21 protein-coding genes are annotated in these 21,760 nt (G+C 65.7%); 10 read left to right on the top strand and 11 right to left on the bottom strand.

Features of this window, described 5'->3' with window-relative positions; all coding sequences use genetic code 11:
- Positions 1–205: 205 nt before the first annotated feature.
- The 3 genes from ppdK to SM191_RS11875 all read right to left on the bottom strand — a co-directional run bounded on the left by ppdK (position 206) and on the right by SM191_RS11875 (position 6,310).
- Positions 206–2,866, bottom strand: coding sequence for a pyruvate, phosphate dikinase (gene ppdK, locus SM191_RS11885; protein ID WP_341506379.1), 2,661 nt, complete (start codon positions 2,864–2,866; stop codon positions 206–208).
- 125 nt (positions 2,867–2,991) lie between these two features.
- Positions 2,992–5,310: a glycine--tRNA ligase subunit beta gene (gene glyS / locus SM191_RS11880; protein ID WP_341506383.1), complete on the bottom strand. Its 2,319-nt coding sequence runs from the start codon at positions 5,308–5,310 to the stop codon at positions 2,992–2,994.
- Between the two features lie 160 nt (positions 5,311–5,470).
- Complete coding sequence (locus SM191_RS11875; protein WP_341506378.1) at positions 5,471–6,310, bottom strand: glycine--tRNA ligase subunit alpha; 840 nt, start codon at positions 6,308–6,310, stop codon at positions 5,471–5,473.
- Positions 6,311–6,557: 247 nt separating this feature from the next.
- Here SM191_RS11875 and SM191_RS11870 point away from each other — a divergent pair, with 247 nt between their 5' ends.
- From SM191_RS11870 to SM191_RS11850, 5 genes are all read left to right on the top strand, one after another.
- Complete coding sequence (locus tag SM191_RS11870; RefSeq protein ID WP_076709757.1) at positions 6,558–6,761, top strand: helix-turn-helix transcriptional regulator; 204 nt, start codon at positions 6,558–6,560, stop codon at positions 6,759–6,761.
- Entirely contained in the window at positions 6,739–7,140 is a 402-nt protein-coding gene (locus SM191_RS11865) for a hypothetical protein (RefSeq protein WP_341506377.1), read from the top strand. Before SM191_RS11870 ends, SM191_RS11865 begins: the two co-directional genes overlap by 23 nt.
- A 172-nt stretch (positions 7,141–7,312) precedes the next feature.
- Complete coding sequence (locus SM191_RS11860; protein WP_341506376.1) at positions 7,313–7,750, top strand: hypothetical protein; 438 nt, start codon at positions 7,313–7,315, stop codon at positions 7,748–7,750.
- Positions 7,751–7,802: 52 nt separating this feature from the next.
- Positions 7,803–8,690, top strand: a complete 888-nt coding sequence (locus tag SM191_RS11855; RefSeq protein ID WP_445949849.1) for a TraB/GumN family protein — start codon at positions 7,803–7,805, stop codon at positions 8,688–8,690.
- Positions 8,691–8,826: 136 nt separating this feature from the next.
- Positions 8,827–9,429: a 50S ribosomal protein L25/general stress protein Ctc gene (locus SM191_RS11850; RefSeq protein WP_341506374.1), complete on the top strand. Its 603-nt coding sequence runs from the start codon at positions 8,827–8,829 to the stop codon at positions 9,427–9,429.
- Positions 9,430–9,642: 213 nt separating this feature from the next.
- Here the strand turns inward: SM191_RS11850 and SM191_RS11845 are convergent, their stop codons facing one another.
- Positions 9,643–10,092 (bottom strand): EF-hand domain-containing protein, encoded by a 450-nt coding sequence (locus SM191_RS11845; RefSeq protein WP_341506373.1) that lies wholly within the window; start codon positions 10,090–10,092, stop codon positions 9,643–9,645.
- A 213-nt stretch (positions 10,093–10,305) separates the two neighbouring features.
- Between SM191_RS11845 and purB the strand changes: the two genes are divergently transcribed.
- Entirely contained in the window at positions 10,306–11,619 is a 1,314-nt protein-coding gene (purB, locus tag SM191_RS11840; RefSeq protein ID WP_341506372.1) for an adenylosuccinate lyase, read from the top strand.
- Between the two features lie 187 nt (positions 11,620–11,806).
- Here purB and SM191_RS11835 read toward each other — a convergent pair whose 3' ends face one another.
- The 4 genes from SM191_RS11835 to dnaK form a co-directional block, all read right to left on the bottom strand.
- Positions 11,807–12,319, bottom strand: coding sequence for a thioredoxin family protein (locus SM191_RS11835; protein ID WP_341506371.1), 513 nt, complete (start codon positions 12,317–12,319; stop codon positions 11,807–11,809).
- A 71-nt stretch (positions 12,320–12,390) separates the two neighbouring features.
- Entirely contained in the window at positions 12,391–13,374 is a 984-nt protein-coding gene (locus SM191_RS11830) for a hypothetical protein (protein ID WP_341506370.1), read from the bottom strand.
- Between the two features lie 110 nt (positions 13,375–13,484).
- Positions 13,485–14,615: a molecular chaperone DnaJ gene (dnaJ, locus tag SM191_RS11825; protein ID WP_306999060.1), complete on the bottom strand. Its 1,131-nt coding sequence runs from the start codon at positions 14,613–14,615 to the stop codon at positions 13,485–13,487.
- A 166-nt stretch (positions 14,616–14,781) separates the two neighbouring features.
- Positions 14,782–16,680, bottom strand: coding sequence for a molecular chaperone DnaK (dnaK, locus tag SM191_RS11820; protein ID WP_341506369.1), 1,899 nt, complete (start codon positions 16,678–16,680; stop codon positions 14,782–14,784).
- A 179-nt stretch (positions 16,681–16,859) separates the two neighbouring features.
- On the opposite strand from dnaK, the gene SM191_RS11815 reads away from it, so the two are divergent.
- Both SM191_RS11815 and SM191_RS11810 read left to right on the top strand, forming a co-directional pair.
- The gene (locus SM191_RS11815; protein ID WP_341506368.1) at positions 16,860–17,300 is read left to right on the top strand and encodes a copper chaperone PCu(A)C; all 441 of its coding nucleotides are present in this window, start codon (positions 16,860–16,862) and stop codon (positions 17,298–17,300) included.
- The gene (locus SM191_RS11810; protein ID WP_341506367.1) at positions 17,297–17,755 is read left to right on the top strand and encodes a vgr related protein; all 459 of its coding nucleotides are present in this window, start codon (positions 17,297–17,299) and stop codon (positions 17,753–17,755) included. Before SM191_RS11815 ends, SM191_RS11810 begins: the two co-directional genes overlap by 4 nt.
- A 228-nt stretch (positions 17,756–17,983) precedes the next feature.
- Here SM191_RS11810 and grpE read toward each other — a convergent pair whose 3' ends face one another.
- Positions 17,984–18,529 (bottom strand): nucleotide exchange factor GrpE, encoded by a 546-nt coding sequence (gene grpE, locus SM191_RS11805; RefSeq protein ID WP_341506366.1) that lies wholly within the window; start codon positions 18,527–18,529, stop codon positions 17,984–17,986.
- 12 nt (positions 18,530–18,541) lie between these two features.
- Positions 18,542–19,582: a heat-inducible transcriptional repressor HrcA gene (gene hrcA, locus SM191_RS11800; protein WP_341506365.1), complete on the bottom strand. Its 1,041-nt coding sequence runs from the start codon at positions 19,580–19,582 to the stop codon at positions 18,542–18,544.
- Positions 19,583–19,883: 301 nt separating this feature from the next.
- Here hrcA and rph point away from each other — a divergent pair, with 301 nt between their 5' ends.
- Complete coding sequence (rph, locus tag SM191_RS11795) at positions 19,884–20,600, top strand: ribonuclease PH (RefSeq protein WP_306999052.1); 717 nt, start codon at positions 19,884–19,886, stop codon at positions 20,598–20,600.
- The gene (gene rdgB / locus SM191_RS11790) at positions 20,597–21,223 is read left to right on the top strand and encodes an RdgB/HAM1 family non-canonical purine NTP pyrophosphatase (RefSeq protein WP_341506364.1); all 627 of its coding nucleotides are present in this window, start codon (positions 20,597–20,599) and stop codon (positions 21,221–21,223) included. Before rph ends, rdgB begins: the two co-directional genes overlap by 4 nt.
- A 136-nt stretch (positions 21,224–21,359) precedes the next feature.
- Here rdgB and SM191_RS11785 read toward each other — a convergent pair whose 3' ends face one another.
- Complete coding sequence (locus SM191_RS11785; protein WP_341506363.1) at positions 21,360–21,746, bottom strand: hypothetical protein; 387 nt, start codon at positions 21,744–21,746, stop codon at positions 21,360–21,362.
- Positions 21,747–21,760: the final 14 nt, after the last annotated feature.

Genomic DNA, 21,760 nt, shown 5'->3' with positions numbered 1-21,760 from the left:
GCCCCCCCCCCCTGCGGGAGGGGAGCGGTGTGGGGCGACGTGTCGTCCCTCCACCACCCAAAGGGGATGGACCAGCAGATGGCGCAATCGGGCTCCCCTAGGCACGCCCCTCCCGCAAGCGGGAGGGGATGGGGGAGGGAAAGCCGCTGGCGAAGACCTCAATGAGACTCCCCTCCCGCAAGCAAGAGGGGAGAAGAACGCCCCCTTACTTGGCCTTCAACGCCGCCTGCGCCGCGGCCAACCGCGCGATCGGCACGCGGTAGGGGCTGGCGGACACGTAATCCAGCCCGACCTGCTCGCAAAAGGCGATCGACGCCGGATCGCCGCCATGCTCACCGCAAATGCCCAGCTTGATCCCCGGCCGCGTCGCCCGGCCCCGCTCGGCGGCCAGGCTTACCAGTTCGCCGACACCCTCGACATCCAGGCTGACGAACGGGTCCTTGGCGTAGATGCCCTTCTCGACATAGACGCCCAGGAAGCGCGCGGCATCGTCACGGCTGACGCCCAGGGTCGTCTGGGTCAGGTCGTTGGTGCCGAAGGAGAAGAACTCGCCCACTTCGGCGATCTCGCCCGCCTTGAGCGCGGCGCGCGGCAGTTCGATCATCGTGCCGACCAGATATTCGACCGTCCTGCCCCGCTCGGCGAAGACCGCCTGCGCCGCCTTGTCGACCACCGCCTTCATCAGTTCCAGTTCGCGGCGGGTGGCGACCAGCGGGATCATCACCTCGGGAATCGGGGCCTCACCCGACTTCTCCGCCACGTCCAACGCCGCCTCGAAGATCGCCCGCGCCTGGATCTCGTAGATTTCGGGATAGGTCACGCCCAGACGACATCCGCGATGGCCGAGCATCGGGTTGAACTCGTGCAGTTCGTTCGCCCGGCGCTTCAGCGTATCGACATCGACGCCCGCCGCGGTGGCGACCTCGGCGAACTCGGCCTCCTGCTGCGGCAGGAATTCGTGCAGCGGCGGGTCGAGCAGGCGCACCGTCACCGGCAGGCCCGCCATCACCTCGAAGATCGCGGTGAAGTCGGCGCGCTGCTCGGGCAGCAGCTTGGCGAGCGCGGCGCGGCGGCCCGCTTCGTCCGAAGCCAGGATCATCTGGCGAACCGCCGTGATCCGCGCCGCGTCGAAGAACATATGCTCGGTCCGGCACAGGCCGACGCCCTCCGCGCCGAACTCGCGCGCGGTGCGGCAGTCGAGCGGGGTTTCGGCGTTGGCGCGGACCTTCAACCGACGGACCTGATCCGCCCATTCCATCAGCGTGCCGAAGTCCCCCGCCAGTTCGGGCTGCACGGTCGCGACCGCGCCGACCATCACCTCGCCGGTCGAACCGTCGAGCGTCAGGATGTCGCCTTCGCGCACTTCACGCGAACCCACGCGCAGCAGCTTGGCCTTGTTGTCGATCGACAGGCTGCCTGCGCCCGAGACGCAAGGACGCCCCATGCCGCGCGCCACGACCGCCGCATGGCTGGTCATGCCGCCGCGCGCCGTCAGGATGCCCTTGGCCGCGTGCATGCCGTGAATGTCTTCCGGGCTGGTTTCGACACGAACGAGGATCACCGCCTCGCCCGCCGCCGCCGCACGCTCGGCGGCATCGGCGTCGAACACCACCTTGCCCGACGCCGCGCCCGGCGAGGCGGGCAGCCCCTTGGTCAGCACGTCGCGCCTGGCGTTGGGATCGAGCGTCGGGTGGAGCAACTGGTCGAGCGCCGCAGGATCCACGCGCGCAATCGCTTCCTCGCGGGTGATCAGGCCCTCATTCGCCATTTCGACCGCGATCTTCAGCGCGGCCTTGGCGGTGCGCTTGCCCGAGCGGGTCTGGAGCATCCACAGCTTGGCCTGCTCGACCGTGAACTCGATGTCCTGCATGTCGCGATAGTGATTTTCGAGCCGGTCGAACACGGCGGCCAGTTCGGCATAGACCTCGGGCATCGCCTCTTCCATCGAGGCGGGCTTGGCCCCCGCTTCCTCGCGCGCGGCCCTGGTCAGGTACTGCGGCGTGCGGATGCCCGCGACCACATCCTCACCCTGTGCGTTGATCAGGAATTCGCCATAATAGGCCCGGTCGCCCTTGGACGGATCGCGCGTGAAGGCCACGCCCGTCGCCGAGGTGTCGCCCATATTGCCGAAGACCATCGCCTGCACGTTGACGGCGGTGCCCCAGTCGGCGGGAATATCGTTCAGGCGGCGATAGACCTTGGCGCGCTCCGACTGCCACGATCCGAACACCGCACCGACCGCGCCCCAAAGCTGGTCCTGCACATCCTGCGGGAAGGGCTTGCCCCATTGTTCCTCGACCAGACCCTTATAGGTCATGACCAGCGCCTTCCAGTCCTCGGCCGTCATTTCGGTGTCGAGGGTGAAGCCATTGTCTTCCTTGGCGATCTCCAGCGCTTCCTCGAACGCGCCGTGATCCAGCTCCAGCACGACATCGGCATACATCTGGATGAAGCGGCGATAGCTGTCCCAGGCGAAACGCTCGTCGCCCGCCTTCTTCGCCAGTCCCTCGACCGTCCGGTCGTTCAGGCCCAGGTTGAGCACCGTGTCCATCATGCCCGGCATCGACACCCGCGCACCCGAGCGGACCGAAACCAGCAGCGGATTTTCCGGATCGCCGAAGCGCTTCTCGGTCACCGCCTCGATATGCGCGATGCCCTGAGCGACCTCGTCACGCAGTTCCTGCGGAAACTGCTCGCCCTCCTCATAATAGCGGGTGCACATCGCGGTCGAGATGGTGAAGCCCGGCGGCACCGGCAGCCCGATCGAAGCCATTTCGGCCAGGTTCGCGCCCTTGCCGCCGAGCAGATTCTTGTCCCCCTTGCCGCCGTCCGAAACGCCGCCGCCGAAACGGTACACATAGGTCATCGGTTCGATCCTCTTCTGGTCGTATCGTCCGACGCCCTGGGGACACAGGCGTCGGTGTTAATAAGGCGATATTGCCGAAGGGGAAGACAGGAACGTCAGATTCCGCTTCCCGATCCGGCGCTTAGTCATCCCTCGATCCGCGAGAAATCGGCTACCGTGTGGACGGCGGCCCGGACACGGGCGAGCAGCGCGAGGCGCGCGGTCCGCTTGGCCGGATCGGCGTCGTTGACGGTCACATCGTCGAAGAACCGGTCGATCGGCGCACGCAGCGAGGCGAGCGCGGCCATGGCGGCCTCGAAATCCTCGGCCTTCACCGCCTCGGCCGCCTTGGGCTCGGCCGCGTCGAGCGCGGCGATCAGATCGGCCTCGGCGGGTTCGAGCGTATAGGTCGGCGCGGTCCAGGGCTGATCGCCCTCGACGCCTTCCTTCTTCAGGATGTTCGCGGCGCGCTTGTAGCCGGCGAGCAGGTTGGTGCCGTCGTCGGTGGTGACGAAAGCTTGCAACGCGCGGACACGGGCGAGCAGGCGGACGAGATCGTCCTCGCCGCCGAGCGCGAATACGGCGTCGATCAGGTCGTGACGGACGCCTAAATCGCGTTGCTGAACCTTTAACCGATCTGCAAAGAACTCAACCAGGCCTTCGACGGCTGGTATGACCTGCTCGTCTAGAATTTTATCGAGAGCCTCATCAGATATAGACCGTTGCTTGAGGGACTCTTGGAGATCGGCGACTGCCTCCTCCTTCGCTTGGACACCAGCTGCCTCAAATGCATTTAAAACTCGCCCTATCGCCTGATCATCACGCTGCCGCATAAATCGGCCCATGCCAGTACTCATCGCGTTCAGCGATACAGAGGAGATAGGCAGAGCGATCCGATTATCTACGATCAGGCGGATAATCCCAAGCGCTGCTCTCCGCAGTGCAAATGGATCTTTTGAACCAGAAGGCCTTAAATTAACCAAAAAGAATTTTGCGAGCGTGTCGAACTTGTCCGCCAGCGCCACGGCGACCGTCACCGGCGCGCTGGGGACGTCATCGCCCTGACCGACCGGCTTGTAATGATCGCGAACCGCCTCGGCCACGCGCGGGTCTTCGCCCTGCGCGGCTGCGTAATAGCCACCCATCAGGCCCTGGAGTTCGGGAAACTCGCCGACCATGCCGGTGACGAGATCGACTTTCGCAAGGTACGCGGCGCGCTCTGCCAGATCGGCAAGCTCGCCCCCTCCGCTTGCGGGGGGGGATGGGGGGGGGACGGTTCCGCTGGCCACGTCGCTTGGGGCAATGCCTTCCCCTAGCCCCTCCCGCCTGCGGGAGGGGGATTCGGTGACGATCCCCTCTTCCACCAGCCAGCGGGCGAGCTTGGCCACCCGCTCCACCTTGTCGGCGACGGTGCCGAGCTTTTCGTGGAAGACGATCTTTTCCAGCTTGGGCCGCAGATCGTCGAGCCTGGTCTTCAGGTCCGTCTCGTAGAAGAAACGCGCGTCGGACAGGCGGGCGGCGAGCACCTTGCCATTGCCCTCGACGATCTTCGCGCCGCCGTCGCTCGCCTCGATATTGGCGGTGCAGATGAAGGCGTTGGCCAGCTTGCCATTGCCATCGCGGCAGACGAAATATTTCTGGTTCACCCGCGCGGTCAGCTGGATGACCTCCGGCGGCACGTCCAGGAACGCTTCGTCGAAGCGCCCGAGCAGCGGCACCGGCCATTCGGTCAGCCCGGCATTCTCCGCGACCAGCCCTTCGTCCTCGACCAGTTCCAGCCCGGCCTCGGCGGCCAGCACCGACGCACGGTCACGGATGATCGCGCCCCGCTCGTCCTGATCGACCAGCACCTTGGCCGCGCGCAACTGCTCGACATAAGCATCCGCGCCGGTCAGCACGATCTCGGCGGGCGCATGGAAACGATGCCCTCGCGTCGTGTTGCCGCTGGTGATCCCGGCGATCTCGAACGGCACCACCTCTGCCCCGAACAGCGCGACGATGGCGTGCAGCGGGCGGACCCAGCGCATCGATTCGGTCGAGGCGGACTCCGCGCCCCAGCGCATCGACTTGGGCCAGGGGAAGGCGCGGATGATCGCGGGGATCGCCTCGGCCAGTACCTCGGCGGTCGGGCGGCCGGGCTTTTCGGTGATGGCGAAGAGGACACCGTCACGCTCGGTCAGTTGCTCGCGGGTCAGCCCGGTCTTGCGGAGAAAGCCCTCCAGGGCCTGGGGCGGGGCGGAGGCGCGCGGGCCCTTCACCTCCTCGGACACGGCCTCGGTCGCGGCGGGCAAGCCCTTGGCGATCAGCGCCAGACGCCGCGGGCCCGCATAGGTGACGATCTCGCCCGCCGACAGCCCGGCCTTGGCGAGTTCGGCGGTGAACAGCTTGGCGAGATTCTCGCGCGCGCCCGCCTGCATCCGGGCGGGGATTTCTTCGGAGCGGAGTTCGAGCAGGAAATCGGTCATGGTCACTCTCAATTCCTCCCCATCTCTGATGGGGAGGGGGACCGGCGCAGCCGGTGGAGGGGGCGGCGGGCATCCGCCGCTGACGCGGCGACCCCTCCACCATCACTGGCGTGATGGTCCCCCTCCCCAAGCTTGGCTTGGGGAGGAATGGGATGCGGGGTCACGCGGCCCATCCGTTCTTGTCCATCCAGGCGCCGCATGCGCCCTTCGCCAGATCGCGGACGCGGCCCATATAGGCTTGGCGCTCCGCCACCGAGATCACGCCGCGTGCTTGCAGCAGGTTGAAGGTATGGCTGGCCTTGATCGCCTGTTCATAGGCGGGGATGGGCAGCTTGGCCTCCAGACAACGCTCGCACTCGGCCGCCGCCTTGCGGAAGGCGTCGAACAGCGTGTCGGTGTCGGCGACCTCGAAATTCCAGGTCGACATCTGCTTCTCGTTTTCGAGAAACACGTCGCCGTAACTCACGCCCCGATCGTTGAAGCGCAGGTCGTACACATTGTCGACGTCCTGGATATACATGGCCAGACGCTCGAGTCCGTAGGTCAGCTCGCCCGCGACCGGCTTCATGTCATATCCGCCCATCTGCTGGAAATAGGTGAACTGGGTCACCTCCATCCCGTCGCACCAGACCTCCCAGCCCAGGCCCCAGGCGCCCAGCGTCGGGCTTTCCCAATCGTCCTCGACGAAGCGGATATCATGCTTGGCCATGTCCACGCCGATCGCGGCGAGACTGCCCAGATACAGGTCCTGCAAATCGGCGGGCGAGGGCTTCAGGATCACCTGATACTGGTAATAATGCTGGAGCCGGTTGGGGTTCTCGCCATAGCGGCCGTCGGTCGGGCGGCGGCACGGCTGGACGAAGGCGGCGTTCCACGAATCCGGCCCCAGCGCCCGCAGCGTGGTCGCGGGGTGAAAGGTGCCCGCCCCCATCTCCATGTCATAGGGTTGCAGGATCACGCATCCCCGCTCGCTCCAATAGTCATGGAGGGTGAGGATCATGCGCTGGAAGGACAATGGTCCTTCCGGGGGTCCGTTCCGGGTCTGCATAATGGGCGCAGGCTTTGGCGGAAGGCCCCTTCGCGGTCAAGGCGAGCCGAGGCCACCCCTGCCCATGCAGTCAGCTACACATGATATTTTGTCAGGCGTTGTTGACATTGTCGCGACTCACTGTCACTTTGTCATGGTCACCTGACATTAGGTCATGGTGTGATGACAAGGGAGGCCAGCCATGCCAGAGGAGGTGGAGATGAAAAATCGCCTCAAGGTACTGCGCGCCGAACGCAATTGGAGCCAGGCGGAGTTGGCCGGGCGGCTCGACGTGTCGCGCCAGGCCGTCAACGCCATCGAGACGGGGAAGTACGACCCCTCGCTGCCGCTCGCGTTCCGCATCGGCCGCCTGTTCGCCATGCCGATCGAGGAGATTTTCGATGACGAACATGATGGTGAATGACGCGACCCTTCCCGCACACCCCGGCCTGATCGGGCGGCTGTGGCGCGGACAGGCCCAGCTTTGCGCCGGGCTGGCCACGGGTCTGATCGGGCTGCCGATCATCGGCGGCCAGGTCCCGGACATGGCGGGCCGACCCTATGCCATGACCTATGCGCTTGTCGCCTTGGGCCTGGCGATGGTCGGCATGACCATGACCGTCCGGCTATGGTGGTGGAGCGCGCGGTTGAGCGCCGGGCTCGCCGCGGGACTGATCGCAGTCCCGCTGATCGGCGGGCGGGGACCAGCCATGATGACGTCCGGCTACGGCATGGCTGTTATCATGTTGCTACTCTTCGCCGCGAGTGGCGCAGTGGCCTATCTCGTGCGATATCGATCATGAGACGCCGCCTGACCCATGCGGCCATCGGCGCAGGCATCGCCCTGTCCCTGTTCGGTTGGAGCGTCGGGCGCTCAGGTGAGGTCGCTGGCCACGCCATCGTGCCCGGCACCCTCGCCGCAATCGGGGCCCCACTCCCCCATGTCTCCGTTCAGCTTTCGATTGAGGTACGACCATGACGACCCAATCTCCTCGCCCCATCAAAGGCCCCAGCGAGCGCGCCAATCACCGGCTGCTTGCCCTGTGTGGCGGCATCGGCGGTATCGCCGGGCTGTCGACCGCCATCGTGGTCCTGCGCCAAACGCCGGGCGGCGATGCCCGACCGGATCTGTGGTCCTCGCCGTTGCCGCTCTGGTTCGGCATACTCATGGCGCTGATCTGGGGCGTGGTCGTGCCGGTCATTTCGTGGCGCTGGCACCATGTGGTCGATGAGCATGAACGCCAGGCCTATCGCGATGGTGCGGTCGCCAGCTTCTATACCGTCGGACTGGGCGTACCGGTCTGGTGGTTTCTGTGGCGCGGCGGCGCACTGCCACCGGTTCGGATCGAATGGGTCTATTTCGCGATGATGGCGGTCGGCGGGCTGGTCTGGCTCTACCGCAAATATGCCTGATCCGCTGCTCCTCCCCTTTTCTTATCGAAAGTCCGATCCCATGAAGACGATCATGAAAACCGCCCTCACCTCGCTCGCGCTGATGCTGGCGCTCCCGGCCTGTGCCCAGACCACGCCCGCGAAGGACCCCAATGACGCCGATCCGGCGCTGTGGGTGGTCAAGGATGCCGACACCACCATCTATCTGTTCGGCACCATCCATGTGCTGAAGCCCGGCCTGAGCTGGTTCGACGAGGCGGTGAAGACCGCCTTCGACAAGTCCGATCAACTCGTCCTCGAAATGGTGCAGCCCGATCCGGCCACCATGCAACAGATCGTCGTGAAGAACGGCCTGGTCATGACCGGCCCGACGCTGACCGAGCAACTGCCCGCCGACAAGCGCGGGGCCTATCTGAAGGCGATGACCGATGCGGGTCTGCCGCCCCAGGCGTTCGACCGGATGAAGCCGTGGCTGGCGGGCGTCACCCTGTCGCTCGTGCCGATCCAGAAGCTGGGTTACGATCCGAAGAACGGCCCGGAAACGGTGCTGGCCGACGCGGCCAAGGCGTCGGGCAAGCCGGTGGCGGGGCTGGAGACCGCCGAGCAGCAGATCGGCTATTTCAACGGCCTGTCGCAAAAGGCGCAGATCGACTTCCTGACCTCGACCGTCGACGACCTGCCCAAGGCGGACGAGGAAATGGCCAAAATGGTGGACGAATGGGCCCATGGCGACCCCGACGCGCTGGCCCGCGACATGAACGAAAGCCTGAAGGACTCGCCCGAGGTCGCCAAGACCCTGCTTACCGATCGCAACGCCCGCTGGGCGACCTGGATCAAGGATCGGATGGCCAAGCCCGGCACCCTCTTCATCGCGGTCGGCGCGGGCCATCTGGCCGGTGACGACAGCGTCCAGGCGCAACTCGCCAGGCAGGGGATCACGGCGCAGCGCATCGCCTATTGACGATGCCTATTGCGATGCGGGGGGCAGGCGCCTTGCCTTTCCGCCCCATCCCCGCTATGCGCCGCCGCTTCCGGTCATGGTCATCCCTGGAGGCGTGGTCGGAAGCCTATATCCATTTTGTTTCGGAGTTACTGGAATGAGCGACACCCTTACGCTCGCCGCCGAGACGCGCGATCAGGTTGGCAAGGGAGCCTCCCGTTCGCTGCGTCGTGAAGGCCGCGTCCCCGCCGTGATCTATGGCCGCAACCAGGCCGCCGCGTCGATCCATCTCGAAGAGAAGGCCCTCGTCAAGGCGCTGATGACCGGCCATTTCTTCACCTCGGTCATCATGGTGGACGGCCAGCGCACGCTGGCGAAGGACGTCGCGTTCCATCCGGTCACCGACCGCCCGCTGCACGTCGACTTCCTGCGCATCGGCGAGCATGAGACCGTCACGGTCGCCGTGCCCGTCGTGTTCACCGACGAAGACCAGAGCGGCGTGAAGCAGGGCGGCGTCCTGAACGTCACCCGTCACGAGATCGAGCTGGTGGTCGACGCCGCCAATATCCCGACCGAGATCACCGTCTCGCTGAAGGGTGTGGCCGTGGGCGACTCGATCCATATCTCGGACGTGCAGCTGCCCAAGGGCGCAGAGCCCGCCATCGACGACCGCGACTTCGCGATCGCGACGATCGTGCCGCCGACGGTTCCGACCGCCACGGACGAAGCGGCAGCGGCCGAAGGTTCGGAAGAGGCCTGATCCGGCCTCGCTTTCTCTCACGAGTAAGCGAACGAAATCAGGGCAGGTGGCGGCGACGCCCCTGCCCTTTTTCGTGCCCGCTCAAATCCTCCCCAAGTTCGCTTGGGGAGAATTTGGAAGGATGAATAAGGCCGCCGAACCCGAAGGTCCGGCGGCCCCGCTTATCCCCGCTCAGGGATCATGTCGGAACGGAGGGGATGTTCCGATTCGGCCTTAGCCCTGACCCTGGCTCAGAAAGCCGGTCAGTTCGGTCTTCGACACCGTCTTGTCCTTGTCGGTATCGGCTTGGGCGAAGGCGGTGCCGATCCACTTCCTGGTCGCGGGCGCATCCGCCTTGGTCGACGGATCGGTCTGCGATTTCAGTGCGACCATCCACTGGCCGAACTCGGCCCTGTTCAACTTGCCGTCGCCGTCCTTGTCATAGGTCGGAAACTGGGTGTCCACGACCTGCGCGATCTGGTCGCCGGTCGCCTGGACCTGGCCCTGTGCCGGAGTCGTGGCAGCCGGATCGGTCGCGGGCTGCGCGGCCTGCGTTGGATCAGCCGCTGTAGCGGGCGCGGCCTGGACCGGAGCGGGTGAGGTCTGGCCGGGCGCGGTCGCCTCCTGCGCAAACACAGGGGCAGACGCCATCATGGCACCGGCAAGAAAAGCATATTTCATCATCTCGCCTCTCCTTACGCTGGTTCGATCGATGATTATGAAGACCGGAAAAGCATCTTCATCGTTAGAGATACGTTCCCGATCCGCATTTTGCCATATGGGTATCGCACCTTCGGATTTGAAGGCTCGGCTCGTCCCTGCTAACGGCACGACACACCGTGATTCCGAGAGGAAGTGCACGGTCGCCCGTGCCGATTCCACGACCAGAGGTATCCCATGATTCCGCGTTATTCCCGTGCCCCCATGACCCGGATCTGGGATCCGCAGACCCGTTTCCGCATCTGGTTCGAGATCGAGGCGCACGCCACCGACGCGCTCGCCGAACTGGGCGTCGTGCCCAAGGAAGCCGCCGCGCGCATCTGGGAAGCCGACAAGGCGGCGGGCGATTTCGACATCGCGCGCATCGACGCGATCGAGGCGGAGACCAAGCACGACGTCATCGCCTTCCTGACCCATGTCGCCGAGCGGACCGGGCCGGAAGCGCGCTTCCTGCACCAGGGCATGACCTCGTCGGACGTGCTCGACACCTGCCTGGCGGTGCAGCTTGCCCGCGCCTCGGACATCCTGATCGAGGACCTGGACGCGCTGCTCGCCGTCATCAAGCGCCGCGCGCTGGAGCACAAGCTGACCCCGACCATCGGGCGCAGCCATGGCATCCATGCAGAGCCCGTCACCTTCGGGCTGAAGCTGGCCCAGGCCTATGCCGAGTTCGACCGCAACCGTGCCCGCCTGGTCGCGGCGCGCGCCGATATCGCCACCTGCGCCATTTCGGGCGCGGTCGGCACCTTCGCCAATATCGACCCGCGCGTGGAGGCCCATGTCGCCGAGAAGATGGGCCTGACCGTCGAGCCCGTCTCGACCCAGGTCATCCCGCGCGATCGCCATGCGATGTTCTTCGCGACTTTGGGCGTCATCGCCAGTTCGATCGAGCGACTGGCCACCGAAGTTCGTCATCTCCAGCGCACCGAGGTTCTGGAGGCGGAGGAATATTTCTCGCCCGGCCAGAAGGGTTCGTCGGCGATGCCGCACAAGCGCAACCCGGTGCTGACCGAGAATCTGACCGGTCTGGCCCGCATGGTGCGCGGCTATGTGACCCCGGCGCTTGAGAATGTCGCGCTGTGGCATGAGCGCGATATCAGCCACTCCTCGGTCGAGCGGTATATCGGCCCCGACGCGACCATCACCCTGGACTTCGCCCTTGCGCGTCTGACCGGCGTGATCGACAAGCTGGTCGTCTATCCGGCGCGGATGGAGAAGAACCTCAACAAGATGGGTGGCCTCGTCCATTCGCAGCGCGTGCTGCTGGCGCTGACCCAGGCGGGCGTGAGCCGCGAGGACAGCTATCGCCTGGTCCAGCGCAACGCGATGAAGGTGTGGGAGTCGGACGGCGAATTGTCGCTGATGGAGCTGCTCAAGGCTGACGCGGACGTGACGGCGGCGCTGTCGCCTGAGGAGATCGAGGCGCGGTTCGACCTCGATTATCACTATAAGAATGTCGACACGATCTTCGCACGGGTGTTCGGCGAGTGATGAGTTGGGGGAGTTCCACCGGCGGAGTGACGCCGGGAAAGGGACTCCCCTCCCCCAGCCCCTCCCGCTTGCAGGAGGGGAGTTGTTTTGGGGAAACGCCTGCCCGTAACCACTCCCCTCCCGCAAGCGGGAGGGGATAGGGGAAGGAACGCCCGCTGTTATCGAGCCCGGCGACCGCCGAGCCCCCTCACCCCACCCACTGCGCCAGCCAATCCGCCACCGCCTGCGGCGTCATCGCCCGCGCATCGGCCAGCGCCGTTTCCCGCCCTGCATTGACCAGCTTGTTGGTCTTCGGATCGACGATCAGGACGGCTGGCACACCCTTTAGCCGTCCCTGGATGCCGTAGGACGCCGGAATATCCATATTCTGGTCGAACCGGCCGACATCGACCGTCACCACCTCGAAATGCCTGGCGACGAAGGGCCGCATCTGCGGCGTTTCCATCACGCCCGCCAGCAACCGGCAGTCGAGGCACCAATTGCCCCCCAGATCGATCAACACCCGCTTGTGCGCCTTCACCGCCCGCACCCGCGCCGCCGCGATCTCCGCCTTGGCGTCGCCCGCATGATAGGGAAGCGGCAAGGGCTTGGCCAACGCCTCGAAACTGGCGATCCCGACGCGCGGAGCCGATACGGGCGCCGCAGCGGGAAGCATCATCGCGGCCGTCATCATGGCCACGCACGTCATCACTCTACGCATCGGCAATCTCCTTATCTTACCGCCATCATGGAGGAGCGCAGCCCTCACTGGCAAGCGCCCCTCCCCCGGCCTCAGACGCGGGCGTTGACGCGGCGCTGATGCCGCTCGATGGCAATCAACAGGAAGAAGAACATCAGGATCAGGAATCCCGCCAGCACGTACAACATGAGGTGCAGCGAGCCCCAACCGATATTTTGGCCCTCTGCAATATCGGCGCGCTTGGCGGTGACGGACGCCGCTTCCCGCTCGCGTCGTTCAGTCAGCAACGTGAAATAGCGGTCCTGCATCCCCCGGAAAATCTGCGTATGGGACAGTAATCCGTCGGGCAGCGCCATGGACGTGACCGTCTGCGTATAGGGCACGCTGACCTGCCGCGTGACCGCACAGCCAATGGGCGCCTCGTACCAGCTTTCGCAATTGGTGCTCAGGCTGTCCCAACCCCGCCGGGACTCGATCCGGAAACGCTCGACCTGGCGTCGGACAGGCTTTTTGACGGCCTCCTTATATTGCTTCAGCCGCGCCATCGTTTCGGGCAGCGTCGACGCCTGGGTCATGGCCTGGAGCAATTCCTCGAGATCGGCGCGATCCTTGGCGAAATCGCCTTCGCTGCGTGCCAGCGCCGCCAGCCGCTCGCCCGACTTTACGAAATTGTCGTCGAACTCGTCGCGATTGAGGCGCTTGTCCTCGGCCCGGCGAAACGGCTCGAACCGGGTCTGGTAGAGCGAATGATATTGGTCGACGAAGCGGCTGTAGAATTGCCGCTCCGCCTTGAGCGACGGGCCGTCGTTCCGCTTGGCGGCGGCCTTCACCGCTTCCGGTGCGATGGCCGACGGCAATTCCGATGCCGCGACCGACACCGGCTGCTCGACGACGGATTCGGGCGACCGCATGATCCGGACCGTCGCCGATACCGCCAGCCACGCCGCCCAAATCAGGACGCCCGTGGCGATGACCAGGATCGCGGTTCTCAACAACAACAGATATAAGCGTTCGATACGGTCCAGCGTGGTCGCGAACCGCGACGCAGGCGGTATTGCCTCAACAATATCGGACATGATTCCCCCCAGTCTAAGAACGCCGGAGGGAGTACGGTCATGTCCTGACTAACGCAGACGGCTGGAGAGTCGAGAACCAGTCCTGGCGGACCTGTCCCGCTTTGGGGACATTACTCCCCCGCGAAGACACTCTTCAACTTGGCGAAGAAGCCCTGGCTTTCGGGGCATTCGTCGCCTGTCTCGGTCTCGCGGAAGAGTTCGAGCAATTCGCGCTGGCGGGTGGACAGCCGGGTCGGCGTCTCGACCTCGATCTGAATGACCAGATCGCCGGTGCCGCGCCCTTGCAATACGGGCATCCCCGCGCCGCGCTGGCGGAGTTGCTTGCCCGACTGGATGCCCGCCGGGATCTTGATCTCGTGCGTGCGGCCGTCGAGGCCGGGGATGGACAGCGATCCGCCCAGCGCCGCCGTGGTGAAGCTGATCGGCGCGCGGGCGAACAGGGTCGTGCCCTCGCGCTCGAAAATGGCGTGCCGCTTCACATGGAGGAAGATGTAGAGGTCGCCCGCCGGCGCACCGCGCGCACCCGCCTCGCCCTCGCCGGACAGGCGGATGCGGGTGCCTTCGTCCACGCCCGCCGGGATGTTCACCGCCAGCGTCTTGGTCTTTTCCACACGGCCATCGCCGCGACAATCGGGACAGGGATCGGCGATGATCTGGCCCGCGCCCTGACAGACCGGGCAGGTCCGCTCGACCACGAAGAAGCCCTGCTGCGCGCGCACCTTGCCGTGCCCGCCGCATTGCTGACAGGTCTTGGCACTGGTCCCGGCCTTCGCGCCAGAGCCGTCGCATGTGTCGCACGTGGCCGAGACATCGACCGTGATCTCGGTCTGCTTGCCGTGGAACGCTTCCTCGAGCGTGATCTCCATATCGTAGCGCAGGTCCGCGCCACGCCGGGGGCTTTGCCGCCCGCCGCCGCGTCCCCCGCCCATGAACTCGCCGAAGACGCTTTCGAAAATGTCGGAAAAGGCGCCGAAATCCTGCGCGCCGCCGCCACCGCCGCCGCCCATGCCCTGCTGGAACGCGGCATGGCCATAACGGTCATAAGCCGCCCGCTTCTGGGGGTCTTTCAGACAGTCATAGGCTTCGCTGATCGCCTTGAACTTGGCCTCGGATTCCTTGCAGCCCGCATTGCGATCCGGGTGATATTGCATGGCCAGCTTGCGGTAACGCGACTTGATCGTCGCATCGTCCGCCGTGCGCTCGCATTCGAGCAGTTCATAATAGTCGATCGTCGTGCTCATGCCCGGTCTCGCCCCGTCCGCCTGTGCGTGGCCCGCCGACCGACCATGCCGTCAGGCCGGACGGAGCGATCGCCCAAGCGCTTCGCCACTTCATGCCCCGAAAGGCGGTATTCTCACATCGGAACCGAAGGCCCGGCCCACCCGAAGGCAGGCCGGGCCGACGGCCTTACTTGGTCTCGTCGACTTCCGAGAATTCGGCGTCGACGACATCGTCCTGCTTGGCCGCACCGGCATCCGCCGAGGGCGAAGCCTCGGCCTGCTGCTGCTTCTCGTAGATCGCCTGGCCCAGCTTCATCGCGACCTGAGCGAGCGCCTGCGCCTTCTCGTTCATCGTGTCGGGATTGCCACCCTCGACCGCAGTCTTGGCCTCGGCGATCGCCGCCTCGATCTCGGACTTGAGCGAGGCATCGACCTTGTCGCCATTGTCGGCAAGCTGACGCTCGGTGGTGTGGATCAGCGATTCGGCGTTGTTCTTCGCCTCCGCCTCGGCACGACGCTTCTTGTCCTCTTCCGCGAACTTCTCCGCGTCACGGACCATCTGGTCGATGTCGTTGTCCGACAAGCCGCCCGACGCCTGGATGCGGATCTGCTGCTCCTTGCCGGTGCCCTTGTCCTTGGCGGAGACGTTGACGATGCCGTTGGCGTCGATGTCGAACGTGACCTCGATCTGCGGCACACCGCGCGGCGCGGGCGGGATGCCGACCAGGTCGAACTGACCCAGCAGCTTATTGTCCTGCGCCATTTCGCGCTCGCCCTGGAAGACCCGGATCGTCACCGCATTCTGGTTGTCGTCGGCGGTCGAATAGACCTGGCTCTTCTTGGTCGGGATCGTCGTGTTGCGGTCGATCATCTTGGTCATGATGCCGCCCAGCGTCTCGATACCCAGCGACAACGGGGTCACGTCGAGCAGCAGCACGTCCTTGACGTCGCCCTGGAGCACGCCCGCCTGGATCGCCGCGCCCATGGCGACGACTTCGTCCGGGTTCACGCCGGTATGCGGCTCCTTGCCGAAGAAGCTCTTCACCACTTCACGCACGCGCGGCATACGGGTCATGCCGCCCACCAGCACCACGTCGGCGATCTCGTCGGCCTTCATGCCCGCATCGGCCAGCGCCTTCTTGCACGGCTCCAGCGTGCGCTGGATCAGGTCCTCGACCAGACGCTCCAGATCGGCGCGGGTGATCGACTTGACGAGGTGCTTCGGGCCGTTCTGGTCGGCGGTGATGAAGGGCAGGTTGACCTCGGTCGACTGGGCCGAGGACAGCTCGATCTTCGCCTTTTCGGCCGCTTCCTTCAGACGCTGGAGCGCCAGCTTGTCCTTGGTGAGGTCGATGCCCTCGTCCTTCTGGAAGCCCGACGCCAGGAAATCGACGATCTTGTTGTCGAAGTCCTCGCCGCCCAGGAAGGTGTCGCCGTTGGTTGCCTTCACCTCGAACACGCCGTCGCCGATCTCGAGGATCGAGATGTCGAAGGTGCCGCCGCCAAGGTCATAGACCGCGATCGTCTTGCCGTCCTGCTTCTCCAGGCCGTACGCCAGAGCAGCCGCGGTCGGCTCGTTGATGATGCGCAGCACTTCCAGGCCCGCGATCTGGCCGGCGTCCTTGGTCGCCTGGCGCTGCGCGTCGTTGAAGTACGCCGGAACCGTGATGACCGCCTGGGTCACCGTCTCGCCAAGGTAGCTTTCGGCGGTTTCCTTCATCTTCTGGAGCGTGAAGGCCGAAATCTGCGACGGGCTGTAATCCTTGCCGCCCGCATTGACCCACGCGTCGCCGTTCGGACCGCGCGCGATGGCGTACGGGACCAGCTCGGTGTCCTTCTTGGTGACGGGATCGTCGAAGCGGCGACCGATCAGGCGCTTCACCGCGAAGATGGTGTTGTCGGGGTTGGTCACCGCCTGGCGCTTGGCAGGCTGGCCGATCAGGCGCTCGCCATCCTTGGCGAAGGCGACGATCGACGGCGTGGTGCGCGCGCCTTCCGCGTTTTCGATGACCTTGGGCTTGCCGCCCTCCATGACAGCGACGCAGCTGTTGGTGGTGCCGAGGTCGATGCCGATCACTTTTGCCATAAGTCTCTAAATGCCCCTCGAGAACATAGTCTGAAAGTTCGATGCCGGGGTCGTTCGGTCCCGAAAGCGGCGACCCGAAAACCCCGTTCACTGGCCGGATATAGGTGGGCGATCCGTTGCCGCAAGATTGGATGGAACCTAGGGTCGCGTCAGGATTTGCCGAAACGGGAGGGTTTGTCATGCGTCGCGCCATTTTTCTGGGGCTTTCGGCACTGGTCGGGGCGGCGGCGCTGACCGGATGCTCGCAAAAGCCCGAGCTTTATGCCGAGGAGGGCTGGGTCCGCCTCGCCGCCGTGCCGGGACGCCCGGCGGCGGCCTATTTCGTCGTCCATGGCGGGCCGAAGCCCCTCGACCTCATCTCGGTCGGGAGCGATGTCGCCATCACGTCCGAGATGCACGAAGGTGGAATGGCGATGAAGAAGGTCGACACGGTGCCGATCCCGGCGGGCGGCACGGTCGCCTTTCGGCCGGGCGGGCGGCATGTGATGCTGTACGACATGAATCCGGGCGTGAAGCCGGGGCGCATCCTGTCGCTGCTCCTGACCTTTTCGGACGGCACCCGGCTGCGCCAGGGAGCACGGGTGATCGGCGCGGCCGATCCGGCACCGCAGGGTTCGTGACGAAACGCCCCCTCACTCCCGCGGAGGAAGCGCTGGCGCGAAGCGTCTTCGGCGATGCGATCGATTATGACCGGGTGCGGCTGTCCCCGACCAAATGGGCGTTCTTCCAACCGCGCAACACGGTGATGGCGCCGACCGGCTGCATCCATTTCCATCCCGAGGGTGGGTTGTGGCGCGAGGATTTCGGCGCCTGCCCGCTGCATGAACAGGGGCTGTTCGTGCATGAGATGGTGCATATCTGGCAGCATCAGCGGGGTATCTTCCTGCCGCTGAAACGCCATCCCTTTTGCCGCTACAGCTATGCCCTGAAGCCAGGGCAGGCCTTCAGCCGCTATGGCATCGAGCAGCAAGCGGAGATCGTGCGCCATGCGTTCCTGTTGCGGCGGGGAGCGGTGGTGGCGGGGGCGCCACCGGTGGCGCAATATGAGACTTTGGTGCCGTTTCGGGGGGCTTAGCGAGGGGGTTTCGCTTGGGGCGGGGCCCTCCCCCATCCCCTCCCGCCTGCGGGAGGGGCGCGATGCGCGGCGAGGGTACGCCCTATCCTCGACGGCGGGAATGCGGCTGCCCCATGCACGCCCCTCCCGCAGGCGGGAGGGGATGGGGAGGGAAAGCCCCGAACTCCGATACAAAAAGGGCGGACCCACCGGCCCGCCCCTTCCGTCATGCATCACGCAAGGACCGGATCAGTCCGGCTTCTTCGCCACCGCCACCAACGCGGGGCGCAGCAGGCGGTCCTTGATCATGTAGCCCGACTGCATCTCCTGCACGATCGTGCCCGGCTCCTGGTCGGAGGGCATTTCGATCATCGCCTGATGCCTGTTGGGGTCCAGCGTCTGGCCCATCGCCTCGATCTTCGTGATGCCGTGACGGCCCAGCACGCTGTCCATCTCGCGGCCCGTCGCATCGAGGCCGGTCACCAGCCCCTTCCACTTGTCATCCTCGCGCAGGTCGGCGGGGATGGTCGCCAGGGCGCGCTGGAGGTTGTCGGCAACCGACAGGATGTCGCGCGCGAAGGACGTCGCGGCATAGTTGCGCGCGTCCGCCGATTCCTTTTCGGCGCGGCGGCGGACATTCTGAATCTCGGCCTGGGCATAAAGATATTGTTGCTTCGCCTCGGCCAACTGGTTCTCCAGCTCGGCCAGACGGTCCTGCCCCGCCACTTCGGGCGCGGCCTCCGCCGTTTCGTCGCGAAGATCGGTCTGGGTTTCGTTCGTCTTGTTGTCGCTCATCATAATCCCTGTTCAGCCCATCATCCGGGCAAGCGTTGCCGCCGTGAAATCCACCATGGGCACGACGCGGGCATAGTTCAACCGCGTGGGGCCAATTACGCCGACCACACCGACCACCTGGCCGTCCAGCCCGCGAAACGGTCGCGCGATCACCGACGATCCCGACAGCGCGAACAATTTGTTCTCCGCGCCGATGAAGATCCGTGTCGAATCCCCGGCGCGCGCGGAATCGAGCAGATGCGCGATCTCCTGCTTGCCTTCCAGATCGTCGAGCAGGTCGCGCACCCGTTCCAGATCGGCGGCGGCGGCGGCATCGATCAGCCGCCCCTGCCCGCGCACGATCAGGATGGGACGGCGTTCGCCATCCTCGCTCCAGACGGCCAGTCCCTGTTCGACCAGCGCCCGCGCCGCGCCGTCCAGCGCCGCGCGGCCAGCCGCCAGTTCCCGCTCCAGCCGCTCACGCGCCTGGCCCAGCGTCAGCCCGGCGAGGGTGGCGGACAGGTAATTGCCCGCCTCGATCAGCGCCGACGCCGTCATGCCCGGCGGCAATTCCAGCACCCGATTCTCGACCGCGCCATCCTCCGCCACCAGCACGGCCAGCGCTTGGGTCGGCGAAAGCGGGACGAAGCCGATCGAACGCAACTTCATCTCACGCTTGGGCACCATGACGAGGCCCGCACAGGCCGACAGCCCGGACAGCACCGCCGTGGTGGCGGCAAGTGCTTCCTCGACTGGGCCGGAGCGCGCGGCGCGCGCCTCGATCGCGGTACGCTCCTCGATACTCGGCTCCATCGCGTGCATCATGCCGTCGACGAACAGCCGCAGCCCCATGTCGGTCGGCATCCGCCCCGCGCTGGTATGCGGCGCGGCGAGCAGCCCGCGCTCTTCCAGTTCCTGCAACACGTTGCGGATCGAGGCGGGCGACAGGTTGATCCCCGACAAGGCGATCGTCTTCGACCCCACCGGCTGGCCGCTGGTCAGATAGCTGTCGACCACCACGCGAAAAATATCGCGCGCCCGGTCGGTCAGCTCGGTGATCGGTAGGGTGACCATGACGGAAATGTAGGCACGCGCGGCGCGCCACTCAACCGCGATCGGAAGACCTCTCTTCTTCTCCGCGCCCTCTGCGCCTCTGCGCGCAAAAAAGAGAGTGTTCACGCGAAGCCGCGAAGGCACGAAGATTTTCAGTCCCCTCTTCGCGCCTTCGCGGCTTCGCGGCTTCGCGTGAACCATTTTGTCGCGCAGAGGCGCAGAGGACGCAGAGAAGATAGAGTGTCTTCCGATCGCCGCCGTCCTCTCTGGCGCTATTCGCGGGGGGCGGTTAGGGCTGGGGTCAAGGAACAAGGAGAAGACTATGCGCCCGTCCGGCCGGATGCCCGACCAGATGCGTCCCATCACCATCGAGCCGAATTTTACCCGCCACGCCGAAGGATCGGTTCTGATCGGGTTCGGCGATACCAAGGTGCTCGTCACCGCCAGCGTCGAGGAGCGCGTCCCCCCCTTCCTGCGCGGCAAGGGCGAAGGCTGGGTCACGGCCGAATATGGCATGCTCCCCCGCGCCACCCACACGCGCGGCAGCCGCGAGGCGGCCAAGGGCAAGCAGTCGGGCCGCACCCAGGAAATCCAGCGGCTGATCGGCCGATCCTTGCGCGCCGTCTGCGACCTGAAGGCGCTGGGCGAGCGGCAGATCACGCTCGACTGCGACGTGATCCAGGCCGATGGCGGCACCCGCACCGCCGCCATTTCGGGCGCATGGGTCGCACTGCGCATGGCGGTCAACAAGCTCCTCGCCGAGGGCAAGCTGACCAGCGATCCGATCCGCCACAAGGTCGCCGCCGTGTCCTGCGGCATCCATCAGGGCACGCCCGTGCTCGACCTCGACTATATCGAGGATTCGGGTGCCGATGCCGACGCGAACTTCGTGCTGATCGAGAACGGCCATATCGCCGAGGTCCAGGCGACCGCCGAACACGCCACCTATGACGAAGAGGCGCTGCTGCGTCTGCTCCGCCTGGCGCGCATGGGCTGTACCGAGATCTTCGCCGCGCAGGACCGGGCGATCCGCGCATGAGCGGCGAAGGAAACGGCCGTCAGGCAATCCGCAAGCTCGAACCCGGCAAGCTGGTGCTGGCCAGCCACAACAAGGGCAAGATCGTCGAATTTCGCGAACTGCTCGCCCCTTTCGGCGTCGAGGTGATCGCGGCGGGCGATCTGGACCTGCCCGAACCGGAGGAGACCGGCACCACCTTCGTCGCCAATGCCGAATTGAAGGCGCTGGCGGCGGCGGACCTGTCGGGGCTTCCCGCGCTGTCCGACGACAGCGGCTTGTGCGTCGATGCGCTGGGCGGTGATCCGGGGCTGTTCTCGGCGCGCTGGGCGGGGCCGGAGAAGGACTTCGCCATGGCCATGCGCGCGGTCGAGGATCGGCTGAACGAGGAACCGGACATGAGCCGCGCGGCGCATTTCGTCTGCGCGCTGGCGGTGGGCTGGCCCGACGGCCATGTCGAATGGTTCGAGGGCCGCGTCGACGGCACCATCGTCTGGCCGCCGCGCGGGGACAAGGGCCATGGCTATGACCCGATTTTCCAGCCGATCGGCTATACCGAAACCTTCGCCGAGATGGACCAGGACGAAAAGAACCGCATCAGCCACCGCGCCGATGCGTTCGGCCAGTTGGTGAAGGCGGTATTCTAAACAATCCTCCCCGGCACGGGGAGGTGGCAGGCCGAAGGCCTGACGGAGGGGGGCTTCCGCAAAGGATGCCCTTTACGGCGATCCCCCCTCCACCATCCTTCGGATGGCCCCCCTCCCCGTGCCGGGGAGGATGAAGTTAACCCTTGGCCAGCCGCTTCTGGTTGGCGGTCACCGCGCGGTGCACCGGCGCCATCGCCTGGAGCGGCATCGACGCGCCGATCAGCATCGCGCGCGCCATGGTTTCCCAGGCATCCAGCATCCCGCCGCGCGGGTCGTGTCGGGACAGTTTCGACAAGGCCGCCTGATCGCGGTTCCAGACCTTGGCCGACTGGTCGAAAGCCTTCACCTTCTCGCTGACCATCAGGGTCATTTCCGCCGCCGAGGATGTGCCGGTCGCCATCGCGCCCATACGGGTCGCCATCACGCTCTGCGCGCTCAGCATCGATTCGCCCGCCATTACCGCGAAGCGTGCGGGCGCGGTCCAGAAGGTCAGCCAGGCCATCGGATCATAGGGATTCGCCATTGCATATTGCCTTC

Origin of the sequence: Sphingomonas sp. 2378 (genome assembly GCF_038084995.1) — a bacterium.
GTDB lineage: Bacteria > Pseudomonadota > Alphaproteobacteria > Sphingomonadales > Sphingomonadaceae > Sphingomonas.
The sequence above is the reverse complement of the archived record's forward strand: the minus strand, read 5'-3'. Positions and strand labels throughout refer to the sequence as shown.